Genomic DNA, 13,073 nt, shown 5'->3' with positions numbered 1-13,073 from the left:
ATGGGCGCGCTATCGCATCTACGGGTACTGGATTTATCGCGGGTGCTGGCCGGGCCTTGGGCCGGGCAGATCCTGGCCGACCTTGGCGCCGAAGTGATCAAGGTCGAGCGCCCGGGTAACGGCGATGACACGCGCGCCTGGGGGCCGCCGTTCCTGAAAGACGCTAATGGGGAAAACACCAGCGAGGCGGCTTATTACTTATCGGCCAATCGCAACAAGCAATCGGTCACCATCGACTTCACACGCCCTGAAGGGCAGAAGCTGGTGCGTGAGCTGGCGGCCAAGTCGGACATCCTGATCGAGAACTTCAAGGTCGGCGGTCTGGCGGCTTATGGCCTGGACTATGAGTCGTTGAAGGCGATCAATCCGGATCTAATCTATTGCTCGATCACCGGGTTCGGCCAGACCGGTCCTTACGCCAAGCGTGCGGGTTATGACTTCATGATCCAGGGGCTGGGCGGCCTCATGAGCCTGACGGGGAGACCTGAGGGCGAAGAAGGCGCGGGGCCGGTGAAGGTTGGTGTGGCGCTGACGGACATCCTGACCGGGTTGTATTCGACTGTCGCGATCCTGGCTGCGCTTGCGCATCGGGACCACGACGGCGGTGGCCAGCATATCGATATGGCACTGCTGGACGTGCAGGTGGCTTGTCTGGCCAACCAGGCAATGAACTACCTGACGACAGGCAATGCGCCTAAACGCTTGGGTAATGCTCATCCGAACATCGTGCCCTATCAGGATTTTCCTACGGCGGATGGTGACTTCATCCTTACTGTCGGGAACGATGGGCAGTTCCGCAAGTTTGCGGAAGTGGCCGGGCAGCCGCAGTGGGCGGACGATCCGCGTTTTGCGACCAACAAGCTGCGGGTAGCAAACAGGGCTGTACTGATTCCGCTGATCCGCCAGGCAACGGTGTTCAAGACTACCGCTGAATGGGTGGCGCAGCTGGAGCAGGCTGGCGTGCCATGCGGGCCGATCAATGACCTGGCGCAGATGTTTGCCGATCCTCAGGTCAAGGCGCGCGGGTTGGCCATCGAGTTGCCGCATGCGCTGGCTGGCATGGTGCCGCAAGTGGCCAGTCCTATTCGTTTGTCCGAGACGCCGGTGGAGTATCGGTATGCGCCTCCTTTGCTAGGTGAGCATACGCTGGAGGTTCTCCAGCGGGTGCTGGGTCTGGATGCGGGGGCGGTGTCCGCGTTCAAGGCGTCTGGCGTGCTTTGATCTCCCTTCTATATAGAGGGGCGCTTTCGCTCCTCTATATAGGTCTCCATCAGGGCGGTTTGCACCTTTCTGCAAGTTATTGATAGAAAAGCAGAATCAGTGCTTGACGGCAGATTTCAGATCTCTATAATTCGCCCCACTTCCGGCGCAGTCGAAACGGAAAACTCCTTGATAAACAAAGAGTTACGCAGGTTTTGGCAGCAGGTTGCTTCAGGTCATCGAAGCCGAAAGGAAGTTGAAAAAGAGGTGTTGACAGCAGCGTGTAACGCTGTAGAATTCGCCTCCCGCTGACGAGAGATCGAAAGCGCAAGTGGTTGAAGTTGTTAAAGATTCCTTGAAAACTTCTGAAAATAATCACTTGACAGCAAATGAGGCTGCTGTAGAATGCGCGCCTCGGTTGAGACGAAAGCTCTTAACCAACCGCTCTTTAACAACTGAATCAAGCAATTCGTGTGGGTGCTTGTGGAGTCAGACTGCTAGTCAACAGATTATCAGCATCACAAGTTACTCCGCGAGAAATCAAAGATGTAACCAACGATTGCTGAGCCAAGTTTAGGGTTTTCTCAAAACCCAAAGATGTTTGAACTGAAGAGTTTGATCATGGCTCAGATTGAACGCTGGCGGCAGGCCTAACACATGCAAGTCGAGCGGATGAAGAGAGCTTGCTCTCTGATTCAGCGGCGGACGGGTGAGTAATGCCTAGGAATCTGCCTGGTAGTGGGGGACAACGTCTCGAAAGGGACGCTAATACCGCATACGTCCTACGGGAGAAAGCAGGGGACCTTCGGGCCTTGCGCTATCAGATGAGCCTAGGTCGGATTAGCTAGTTGGTGAGGTAATGGCTCACCAAGGCGACGATCCGTAACTGGTCTGAGAGGATGATCAGTCACACTGGAACTGAGACACGGTCCAGACTCCTACGGGAGGCAGCAGTGGGGAATATTGGACAATGGGCGAAAGCCTGATCCAGCCATGCCGCGTGTGTGAAGAAGGTCTTCGGATTGTAAAGCACTTTAAGTTGGGAGGAAGGGTTGTAGATTAATACTCTGCAATTTTGACGTTACCGACAGAATAAGCACCGGCTAACTCTGTGCCAGCAGCCGCGGTAATACAGAGGGTGCAAGCGTTAATCGGAATTACTGGGCGTAAAGCGCGCGTAGGTGGTTTGTTAAGTTGGATGTGAAAGCCCCGGGCTCAACCTGGGAACTGCATTCAAAACTGACAAGCTAGAGTATGGTAGAGGGTGGTGGAATTTCCTGTGTAGCGGTGAAATGCGTAGATATAGGAAGGAACACCAGTGGCGAAGGCGACCACCTGGACTGATACTGACACTGAGGTGCGAAAGCGTGGGGAGCAAACAGGATTAGATACCCTGGTAGTCCACGCCGTAAACGATGTCAACTAGCCGTTGGGAGCCTTGAGCTCTTAGTGGCGCAGCTAACGCATTAAGTTGACCGCCTGGGGAGTACGGCCGCAAGGTTAAAACTCAAATGAATTGACGGGGGCCCGCACAAGCGGTGGAGCATGTGGTTTAATTCGAAGCAACGCGAAGAACCTTACCAGGCCTTGACATCCAATGAACTTTCCAGAGATGGATTGGTGCCTTCGGGAACATTGAGACAGGTGCTGCATGGCTGTCGTCAGCTCGTGTCGTGAGATGTTGGGTTAAGTCCCGTAACGAGCGCAACCCTTGTCCTTAGTTACCAGCACGTTATGGTGGGCACTCTAAGGAGACTGCCGGTGACAAACCGGAGGAAGGTGGGGATGACGTCAAGTCATCATGGCCCTTACGGCCTGGGCTACACACGTGCTACAATGGTCGGTACAGAGGGTTGCCAAGCCGCGAGGTGGAGCTAATCCCACAAAACCGATCGTAGTCCGGATCGCAGTCTGCAACTCGACTGCGTGAAGTCGGAATCGCTAGTAATCGCGAATCAGAATGTCGCGGTGAATACGTTCCCGGGCCTTGTACACACCGCCCGTCACACCATGGGAGTGGGTTGCACCAGAAGTAGCTAGTCTAACCTTCGGGAGGACGGTTACCACGGTGTGATTCATGACTGGGGTGAAGTCGTAACAAGGTAGCCGTAGGGGAACCTGCGGCTGGATCACCTCCTTAATCGACGACTCAGCTGCTCCATAAGTTCCCACACGAATTGCTTGATTCATTGAAGAAGACGATAAGAAGCAGCCCGAAATTGGGTCTGTAGCTCAGTTGGTTAGAGCGCACCCCTGATAAGGGTGAGGTCGGCAGTTCGAATCTGCCCAGACCCACCAATTTTGTGTGGGAAACGCCTGTAGAAATACGGGGCCATAGCTCAGCTGGGAGAGCGCCTGCCTTGCACGCAGGAGGTCAACGGTTCGATCCCGTTTGGCTCCACCACTACTGCTTCTGATTGTGTAAAGCTTAGAAATGAGCATTCCATCGATGATGGTGAATGTTGATTTCTAGTCTTTGACTAGTTCGTTCTTTAAAAATTTGGGTATGTGATAGAAAGATAGACTGAACGTTACTTTCACTGGTAACGGATCAGGCTAAGGTAAAATTTGTGAGTTGCTCTTAGAGCAAGTGCGAATTTTCGGCGAATGTCGTCTTCACAGTATAACCAGATTGCTTGGGGTTATATGGTCAAGTGAAGAAGCGCATACGGTGGATGCCTTGGCAGTCAGAGGCGATGAAAGACGTGGTAGCCTGCGAAAAGCTTCGGGGAGTCGGCAAACAGACTTTGATCCGGAGATGTCTGAATGGGGGAACCCAGCCATCATAAGATGGTTATCTTGTACTGAATACATAGGTGCAAGAGGCGAACCAGGGGAACTGAAACATCTAAGTACCCTGAGGAAAAGAAATCAACCGAGATTCCCTTAGTAGTGGCGAGCGAACGGGGACTAGCCCTTAAGTGGCTTTGAGATTAGCGGAACGCTCTGGAAAGTGCGGCCATAGTGGGTGATAGCCCTGTACGCGAAAATCTCTTGGTCATGAAATCGAGTAGGACGGAGCACGAGAAACTTTGTCTGAATATGGGGGGACCATCCTCCAAGGCTAAATACTACTGACTGACCGATAGTGAACTAGTACCGTGAGGGAAAGGCGAAAAGAACCCCGGAGAGGGGAGTGAAATAGATCCTGAAACCGTATGCGTACAAGCAGTGGGAGCCCACTTTGTTGGGTGACTGCGTACCTTTTGTATAATGGGTCAGCGACTTATTTTCAGTGGCGAGCTTAACCGAATAGGGGAGGCGTAGCGAAAGCGAGTCTTAATAGGGCGTCTAGTCGCTGGGAATAGACCCGAAACCGGGCGATCTATCCATGGGCAGGTTGAAGGTTAGGTAACACTGACTGGAGGACCGAACCGACTACCGTTGAAAAGTTAGCGGATGACCTGTGGATCGGAGTGAAAGGCTAATCAAGCTCGGAGATAGCTGGTTCTCCTCGAAAGCTATTTAGGTAGCGCCTCATGTATCACTGTAGGGGGTAGAGCACTGTTTCGGCTAGGGGGTCATCCCGACTTACCAAACCGATGCAAACTCCGAATACCTACAAGTGCCGAGCATGGGAGACACACGGCGGGTGCTAACGTCCGTCGTGAAAAGGGAAACAACCCAGACCGTCAGCTAAGGTCCCAAAGTTATGGTTAAGTGGGAAACGATGTGGGAAGGCTTAGACAGCTAGGAGGTTGGCTTAGAAGCAGCCACCCTTTAAAGAAAGCGTAATAGCTCACTAGTCGAGTCGGCCTGCGCGGAAGATGTAACGGGGCTCAAACCATACACCGAAGCTACGGGTATCACGTAAGTGATGCGGTAGAGGAGCGTTCTGTAAGCCTGTGAAGGTGAGTTGAGAAGCTTGCTGGAGGTATCAGAAGTGCGAATGCTGACATGAGTAACGACAATGGGTGTGAAAAACACCCACGCCGAAAGACCAAGGTTTCCTGCGCAACGTTAATCGACGCAGGGTTAGTCGGTCCCTAAGGCGAGGCTGAAAAGCGTAGTCGATGGAAAACAGGTTAATATTCCTGTACTTCTGGTTATTGCGATGGAGGGACGGAGAAGGCTAGGCCAGCTTGGCGTTGGTTGTCCAAGTTTAAGGTGGTAGGCTGAGATCTTAGGTAAATCCGGGATCTTAAGGCCGAGAGCTGATGACGAGTTACCCTTTGGGTGACGAAGTGGTTGATGCCATGCTTCCAAGAAAAGCTTCTAAGCTTCAGATAACCAGGAACCGTACCCCAAACCGACACAGGTGGTTGGGTAGAGAATACCAAGGCGCTTGAGAGAACTCGGGTGAAGGAACTAGGCAAAATGGCACCGTAACTTCGGGAGAAGGTGCGCCGGTGAGGGTGAAGCATTTACTGCGTAAGCCCACGCCGGTCGAAGATACCAGGCCGCTGCGACTGTTTATTAAAAACACAGCACTCTGCAAACACGAAAGTGGACGTATAGGGTGTGACGCCTGCCCGGTGCCGGAAGGTTAATTGATGGGGTTAGCTAACGCGAAGCTCTTGATCGAAGCCCCGGTAAACGGCGGCCGTAACTATAACGGTCCTAAGGTAGCGAAATTCCTTGTCGGGTAAGTTCCGACCTGCACGAATGGCGTAACGATGGCGGCGCTGTCTCCACCCGAGACTCAGTGAAATTGAAATCGCTGTGAAGATGCAGTGTATCCGCGGCTAGACGGAAAGACCCCGTGAACCTTTACTATAGCTTTGCACTGGACTTTGAATTTGCTTGTGTAGGATAGGTGGGAGGCTTTGAAGCGTGGACGCCAGTTCGCGTGGAGCCATCCTTGAAATACCACCCTGGCAACTTTGAGGTTCTAACTCAGGTCCGTTATCCGGATCGAGGACAGTGTATGGTGGGTAGTTTGACTGGGGCGGTCTCCTCCTAAAGAGTAACGGAGGAGTACGAAGGTGCGCTCAGACCGGTCGGAAATCGGTCGTAGAGTATAAAGGCAAAAGCGCGCTTGACTGCGAGACAGACACGTCGAGCAGGTACGAAAGTAGGTCTTAGTGATCCGGTGGTTCTGTATGGAAGGGCCATCGCTCAACGGATAAAAGGTACTCCGGGGATAACAGGCTGATACCGCCCAAGAGTTCATATCGACGGCGGTGTTTGGCACCTCGATGTCGGCTCATCACATCCTGGGGCTGAAGCCGGTCCCAAGGGTATGGCTGTTCGCCATTTAAAGTGGTACGCGAGCTGGGTTTAGAACGTCGTGAGACAGTTCGGTCCCTATCTGCCGTGGACGTTTGAGATTTGAGAGGGGCTGCTCCTAGTACGAGAGGACCGGAGTGGACGAACCTCTGGTGTTCCGGTTGTCACGCCAGTGGCATTGCCGGGTAGCTATGTTCGGAAAAGATAACCGCTGAAAGCATCTAAGCGGGAAACTTGCCTCAAGATGAGATCTCACTGGGACCTTGAGTCCCCTGAAGGGCCGTCGAAGACTACGACGTTGATAGGTTGGGTGTGTAAGCGCTGTGAGGCGTTGAGCTAACCAATACTAATTGCCCGTGAGGCTTGACCATATAACACCCAAGCAATTTGCGTCGAAAGGCCAGATTGCGGTGTGTGAAGACGCAATGAACCGAAAGTTCGCACAACACACAAATCTATCGCATACCCAATTTGCTGAAGCGTCGAAAGACGAATCGGTACACCGAATTTCTTGACGACCATAGAGCGTTGGAACCACCTGATCCCATCCCGAACTCAGCAGTGAAACGATGCATCGCCGATGGTAGTGTGGGGTTTCCCCATGTGAGAGTAGGTCATCGTCAAGATTAAATTCCGAAACCCCTATCTGCTTACGCAGGTAGGGGTTTTGTTTTAGTAGAAGTCACCAATTTTCACTGGCACGTTAATCTTCTAACGGGCTGGTCACAGAATTTCTTGACGACCATAGAGCGTTGGAACCACCTGATCCCATCCCGAACTCAGAAGTGAAACGATGCATCGCCGATGGTAGTGTGGGGTTTCCCCATGTGAGAGTAGGTCATCGTCAAGATTGAATTCCAAAACCCCTGTCTGCTGACGCAGACAGGGGTTTTGTCGTTTCAGGGGTACTGAAAAGCCCGTTGCGGAGTCTCTCCACAACGGGCTTTTTCACGTTCTACGCAAACAGTTTCAGCACATTGTTCATCGCATCATCGGCAAAGCCCTGCACGAAATCCTTGAAGCCTGGCAGCGCCTCGGCGCCACCCTGCGCCGGTTCGGCAATGATGGTCCAGGTGGCTCGGGACTTGTCCGCATCCAGTGGTTCAACGCTCATCGCTGCCCACAGATTGGCTACACCCAGGGTGTTGTAGATAGTGGTCCAGGTCATGTGCCGTGCCTGGTCGTCCCGGGAGTTAAGCTGTTCGACCACCTGGTTGCCGTCCTTGAAAAACTTTTTGCGTAACGATGACACGCCTTCACCGGTCATTTCGATGTGCGACAGTGCCGGGATGAAGCGATCGAAGCCGGAAAAGTTACCGACTACGGCCCATACCTGCGCAGCATCGGCGGGCACGTCCACCGAGGACACTACTTGGCAGCCTTGAGGGTTCTTGATCAGGGTATCGGGTTGCAGAGTACTCATGGTCTTGCTCCATTGGGGTTGAGTCAGATGAAGTTGATTTCTTTGAGGTAGTCGCAGCCGCGACGCAGCAGCGCCGGGGACTTTTGCGGGTAGCGCGCGCCCATGAGCAGAATGCCGGCCTGGGCGTTGTCGTGACCGATCATCGAGATGTCGCCGATGTCCTCCTCGAAGCCATTGAGGTAGAACCCCAGCACGCCGAATAGCGCGTTGTCGCTGTCGACCCGACTCAGCTGCTGCTGCCAGTCGGCGACGCTGACCATCGCGAATTCGCGCCCCGCCTCGCGGAAGGACGCCACGTAGTTGTCCCAGCTCAGGGGCTCGGGGTTGTGCAGGTTGAACACCGCCTGTCCTGGTTGATAACGACTGGCGTGGAAGGCGATGAATCGGGCGAGAAAGTCCACCGGCATCAAGTCGAAGTTCAGGGCGAATTCCGGCACCTGACCAAGCTGGAGCGAGCCCTTGAGCATCAGCATCAGGCGATTCTTGTGCGGCTGGCACACGCCCGTGAGGCTGTTGAAGCTGATGTTGCCAGGGCGGTAGAGATTGACCCGGACCCCAAGCTCCCGCGCCCGTTCGAGAATGCGCTCACCGACCCATTTGGACAGGTTGTAGCCGTTCTTGATGTAGATGGGGGGCGTCGGTGCGGCTGGCAACTCAAGCACTCGGCCGTCGGCGGATATCGTGCTGGAGGCCGAGAGCGTCGAGACGAAATTGAAGATTTTTTTGCTGCGTCCTTCGCACAGGCGCAAACATTCGAAAATCGGCTCTACGTTGTCCCTCGCCAGCGACTCGTAATCGAGGACGTGATTGACGTTGGCCGCGTTGTGCACCAGTGCGCCAAATTCTCGATCCAGGCGCTGATAAACCTCTGCCGCCAAACCGAGTTCCGGCCGCGTGATGTCTGCCGCGTGAACCCGCACCCGGCTCATATCCAGGTGCTCCAGACGGTTCTCCCGCAGCGCCAGGGCAAAGCGCTCACCCGCCGATTGCCCATCGCCGTCGCGAACCAGGCAGGCGACCTCGCTGGCCCCCCAGGCCAGCAGTGCCTCGACGATGTGTACACCGACAAAACTGTTGGCGCCGGTGACGATCACCTTGTGCACGTCGCCCATGTGGTTGATGGGCAGCGGCTGAATATCCAGTTCGCGGAGGACATCGCGCAGGGCCTGTTCGCTCAGCACTTCTTCGCTGCCGGAGCCGCGTACCAGTGTCGCCAGTTTCGTGATGGTGGGTAGCTCGATGAAGCGGTTGATCGAAATGCTGCGCCCGAACTCTTCACGCAGGCGCAGGAGCATGCGCGATAGCAGGATCGAGTGCCCGCCCAGATTGAAGAAGCTTTCGTCGACGGGAATGTCGCTCGCCGGCAGCTCCAGCAACTCGGCCCAGATATTCAGCAGCAGGGCTTCATCGGCATTGACGGGCAGGCGCCGTGGAGGACTATCGGTGAGGCTCACCGGCAGCTCCAGCAACGCCTTGCGGTCGACCTTGCCATTGCTGGCGTAAGGCATGCTTGCCAGCTCGGTCCATGCAATGGGGTGCATGTAGTCCGGCAGGTGTTGCGCCGCGTGGGCCTTCAACGCCTGGCGAGCGGCGCCTGGGAGGTCTTCCCTGGGTTGGGCAAGGAAGGCCAGAATCCGTCGCTGGCTATCAATGACCACGGCAACCTGGCGGTACAACCGGCTGTCACGCAGGCAGTGCTCAATCTCTTCCGGCTCGACCCGGAAGCCGCGAATCTTCACCTGATTATCACGCCGACCGCAGAGTTCGATCCCATCGGTCGTCCACTTCGCCATGTCCCCGGTGCGATAGACGCGCAGGGTCCTGCCATCAGGCAAGTTCAGGTCCAGATAACGCTCAGCGGTTTGCTGCGGGTTGTTCAGGTATCCCAGGCACACGCCCGGGCCGGCAATGTACAACTCACCGACGGTCTGTTCGGCCACGGGTTGATAGTCGTCATCGAGAATAAACACCTGACTGTTGGCGATCGGCGCCCCCAGCGAGCGGTTGTGGTCGCCTGCCTGAAGCTGCCGCGCGGTAATCAGCACCGTGGCTTCGGTGGGCCCGTAGAGGTTGTAGAGCTTGCCCTGACGGCTCAGTTGCTCGATGACCCACGGCTCGCAGACATCGCCGCCGGTCATCACACGGTCCAGGCACTGCAATTGCTCCAGCGGCAGAATGCTCAGCAAGGCCGGCGGTAAAAAGGCGTGGCTCAGTTGCCGATGATGAGTCAGCTCCACCAGTTGCAGCGGATCGCGACGTTGGTCCTCGTCGGGCACGATCAGCTCGGCGCCTTGTAGCAGGGTCGGAAAGATGTCGATCAGTGATGAGTCGAAACTCAATGAAGAAAACTGCAGCACTCGGCTCTGGCTGGTCAACTGCACATAATCGGCATACCAGTGGGTGAAGTGCGCGAGGTTGGCCTGGCTGAGCAGCACGCCCTTCGGATGGCCGGTGGTACCCGAGGTGTAGAGCGCCATGCAAGGCGCGTCGAGGTTGGGGCGTTGCTGCATCAAGGGTTGAGTGAGGTCCACGTCGTGGTGGTCGATACGCCTGATGTCCAGCCCCGGCATCTCCCTTGCCAGGGGATGCTCGCCATCATGCAGCAGCAACACCGCACCGGCATTCGCCAGAATGTACTGCTGACGTTGCAGCGGATGGCTCGGCTCCAGCGGCAGGTACACCGCGCCGCAGCCCAGGATCGCCAGGATTGCGGCATACAGCGCGCTGCATTTGGGCAGGCAGATCCCGACGACTACCGGGCCTTGGTGTTGATCCAGCAGCGGTCGCAAACGCTGCTGGATGGCACGGCTGTGGGCGTGCAACTGGCGATAGTCGAGCGTTACGCCGGCGATGCTCAAGGCCGGACGGTCAGCGCTCTGGATGCACTGTTGTTCCAGCCATTCGATCATTGGCGTTTGCGCGAGTTGCTGCAGCCGCGGGTTGGCGGTGGCATTGAGGCGATGCACGAACGCGAGACTGTCCAGGAACCGCAGGTTCTCGATGCGCTCGAAGCTGACAGGTGCGGCAGGTTCGGCGTGTCGAAAATAGTCGGCATCCCGCGAGTAGCGGCTGACCAGCAGCGCCACTTGGTCAACCAGTGCTGTGGTGGCCTGCATACGCAACGCCTGGCCGTTACCCGACGGCTCATCGGCAATGGGTACACGACTCAGCAGCGTTGAGCCATGGCAGCACAACAGGTCCAGCGAAGGCAGGCCTGACGCCTGCGGCAGGCCGAGCCCCAATTGCAATGTCAGCCGAGGCGCCTGAGCGGTGAACTGAAGCGACGTGCCATCGTCGATCAACAGATCCGCAGGCCCCGGCATTTCCTCGGGTGCGGATATCCGCCTCAGTGAGTGACCCTGTTGTTCGAGTTCCAGTGCCAGGTCGGTCATGGCCCGGCTTTGTCCGTTGAGCAAGATGTCGAGACGTTTCATGATGGGCTCCTCGTCAAACCAGGTAGTCGCTGAGGGCGGTTTGTACGCACGGCGATTCGAGCAGCGAACTGCTGTGGAAAAACCGCACAATGTTGGCCACCAACGGGTGATGGCGATTGATCGGGAAGGCCAGTGCCGACATTTCGCTCTTGAGTGCGTGGCGTGCCGCGTTGTTGGTCTGCATGGCGTCGATCAAGCGGAAGTCAAAGGATTTCTGGATGTCGTTGGTCAGGTAATGGCCAATGAACACCGGCAGGATCTGTGCGATGCAATGGCGGTCGTCTGCACTTGCGGTATGCCAGTAGATGCGTACCAGCCGTGCCCAAAAACCGGAGTGACGCCCCTCGTCCAGCAAGTGATCGGCCATCAGGCCCTTGATCGATTGCTTGACCGTGTCGTCCTTGGCGAACGCGGCGACATCCCCGGTCACCGTGTTTTCGGCGATGGCCACGCAGATCAGTTCTACAGCGCTGCGCAGGTGCTCCGGTGCCAGCGCCACGGCCGCCGGTATCGCTCGGCTCAGTTCGATCTCATCCGGCAATTCAATGGGGGGGATGCCGGTCAACGCGATGGTCTGCTGCATGAAATCCATCGCCACCAGTGCGTGGTAATCCTCGTCCACCACGACAGTCATGGCGTCGTAGCGGCAGGCGAACGGGAACTCGACCGCGAAGCGATTCTTGGCGATGCTGCGGGCGGTCTTGTCGACGATCTCGGTTTCGAAAATCACCACATCGTTGATGAACTTGTAGAGCGTCTGCACCAGGGCAAAGTCGCGCAGTTGCGGACATTCGCGCAGAAAGGTTTCGCTCAGCACCAACGGTTGACGGCTCAAGGGGTAGATCAGTTTGTCGTCGTTCTCCAGCACGCGGCGTGGGCGTGTGCGGATGGTCGCGCGACTTTCCCAGGCGTCGGCGAAGGATTGGTAGTCGGTGGCGTTCATGCGCTCACCTCCACGACCGATTCGTTGATGCTCTGGCGCAACCCGTCCCACAGGGCAATACGGCTTTCCACGGCAGCGATGGCGCTGGCATACACGTCTTCCTGCCGTTGCGGGTCGCTATCGATCAGTCGCGACAGGAGTTTTTCCGCTGCCGGGCCGTGGTCCTCGGAATCGACTTCAATGTGCCGTTCGAGGTAGTAACGGAAGGTCGGCGCCTGCTCGGTGCCGATGCCCCAATCGTCGAGGATGCGCTGGAACATCAGCGGGATAACGCTCTCGCGACCGTGCAGAAACGCCGCTGCAACACTGTGAGCCGGCGCATGCAGTGCTGTGTGTAGCGTATGGCGAACGAAATGTGCGGCCGCCGGATCGACATTGATGCACTGCAAGGCCACGTCGTAGCTCACGCCTTCTTGTTGCAGGGCCACGAAGCGTTCGATGGCAACGGTGCAGGCGCCGACTTCGCGCATTGCATCCAGGTACAACTCGAAGTGGCTGTAATGACCCTGGGCCGGGCGATCATCCGACTCCTCACCCAGCACGATCTCGTTGATCAACCGCGCGGCCTGGTGATCCTGCGGTGGCAGCCAGGGCAGTCGCACGCAAGTCAGCTCCTGTTGCAGGCGCTTGGTCAGTGACATGAAGTCCCATACGGCAAACACGTGGGTTTCCATGAAGCGTCGCAGGACCGGCAGCGAATGTATTTCAGAGAAAATCGGGTGTTCGCCAAGTTCGGCTTTTATTTGAATCAGACGTTCTTTAGTTGGTTTCATGTCTGGGCCTGTAAGTGATCCGAGGTGAGAAGTAATCAAGCACTGAAGTTTGCTTCAAGTTTTTCAGGGCGAGCGGGTACCTCAAACGAATTGATCTTTTTCAGTGCTGGATATGCCGTGTAACTTAGGCG

Annotated in this window: 5 protein-coding genes, 2 tRNA genes and 4 rRNA genes; 7 read left to right on the top strand and 4 right to left on the bottom strand. The window is 56.2% G+C overall.

Annotation, left to right across the window (positions count from 1 at the left end):
* The 7 genes from RS887_RS26960 (at position 1) to rrf (RS887_RS26930) (ending at position 7,219) form a co-directional block, all read left to right on the top strand.
* A complete protein-coding gene (locus RS887_RS26960) occupies positions 1-1,221 on the top strand; it encodes a CaiB/BaiF CoA-transferase family protein (RefSeq protein WP_322617767.1) in 1,221 nt (406 codons plus the stop codon).
* A gap of 582 nt (positions 1,222-1,803) precedes the next feature.
* Positions 1,804-3,340: ribosomal RNA gene (locus RS887_RS26955) — 16S ribosomal RNA — on the top strand.
* Positions 3,341-3,421: 81 nt separating this feature from the next.
* Positions 3,422-3,498, top strand: a tRNA-Ile gene (locus tag RS887_RS26950).
* A 30-nt stretch (positions 3,499-3,528) separates the two neighbouring features.
* Positions 3,529-3,604, top strand: a tRNA-Ala gene (locus tag RS887_RS26945).
* A gap of 244 nt (positions 3,605-3,848) precedes the next feature.
* Positions 3,849-6,740: ribosomal RNA gene (locus tag RS887_RS26940) — 23S ribosomal RNA — on the top strand.
* 139 nt (positions 6,741-6,879) lie between these two features.
* Positions 6,880-6,995: ribosomal RNA gene (gene rrf / locus RS887_RS26935) — 5S ribosomal RNA — on the top strand.
* A 108-nt stretch (positions 6,996-7,103) separates the two neighbouring features.
* A 5S ribosomal RNA gene (rrf, locus tag RS887_RS26930) occupies positions 7,104-7,219 on the top strand.
* The 16S, 23S and 5S rRNA genes sit together here with 2 tRNA genes alongside, the layout of an rRNA operon.
* 105 nt (positions 7,220-7,324) lie before the next feature.
* On the opposite strand, the gene RS887_RS26925 is transcribed toward rrf (RS887_RS26930), so the two are convergent.
* The 4 genes from RS887_RS26925 to RS887_RS26910 are packed head-to-tail and all read right to left on the bottom strand — an operon-like array spanning position 7,325 to position 12,942.
* Positions 7,325-7,792 carry an SRPBCC family protein gene (locus tag RS887_RS26925; protein ID WP_322617766.1) on the bottom strand — a complete coding sequence of 156 codons (468 nt, stop codon included), beginning with the start codon at positions 7,790-7,792 and terminating at the stop codon, positions 7,325-7,327.
* 23 nt (positions 7,793-7,815) lie between these two features.
* Positions 7,816-11,226, bottom strand: a complete 3,411-nt coding sequence (locus tag RS887_RS26920; RefSeq protein WP_322617765.1) for a non-ribosomal peptide synthetase — start codon at positions 11,224-11,226, stop codon at positions 7,816-7,818.
* 13 nt (positions 11,227-11,239) lie between these two features.
* Positions 11,240-12,169, bottom strand: a complete 930-nt coding sequence (locus RS887_RS26915; protein ID WP_322617764.1) for a diiron oxygenase — start codon at positions 12,167-12,169, stop codon at positions 11,240-11,242.
* A complete protein-coding gene (locus RS887_RS26910) occupies positions 12,166-12,942 on the bottom strand; it encodes a DUF3050 domain-containing protein (protein WP_322617763.1) in 777 nt (258 codons plus the stop codon). Before RS887_RS26910 ends, RS887_RS26915 begins: the two co-directional genes overlap by 4 nt.
* Between the last annotated feature and the right edge of the window lie 131 nt (positions 12,943-13,073).

It is taken from the genome of Pseudomonas sp. BIC9C (assembly GCF_034541995.1).
Taxonomy (GTDB): domain Bacteria; phylum Pseudomonadota; class Gammaproteobacteria; order Pseudomonadales; family Pseudomonadaceae; genus Aquipseudomonas; species Aquipseudomonas fluorescens_CC.
Note: the sequence above shows the minus strand (reverse complement) of the source record. Positions and strands in the feature narration are given on the sequence as shown.

Coding starts and splice junctions, on each gene's coding strand:
- RS887_RS26960 (WP_322617767.1), top strand. CDS start 1: ATGGGCGCGCTATCGCATCTACGGGTACTGGATTTATCGCGGGTGCTG.
- RS887_RS26925 (WP_322617766.1), bottom strand. CDS start 7,792: ATGAGTACTCTGCAACCCGATACCCTGATCAAGAACCCTCAAGGCTGC.
- RS887_RS26920 (WP_322617765.1), bottom strand. CDS start 11,226: ATGAAACGTCTCGACATCTTGCTCAACGGACAAAGCCGGGCCATGACC.
- RS887_RS26915 (WP_322617764.1), bottom strand. CDS start 12,169: ATGAACGCCACCGACTACCAATCCTTCGCCGACGCCTGGGAAAGTCGC.
- RS887_RS26910 (WP_322617763.1), bottom strand. CDS start 12,942: ATGAAACCAACTAAAGAACGTCTGATTCAAATAAAAGCCGAACTTGGC.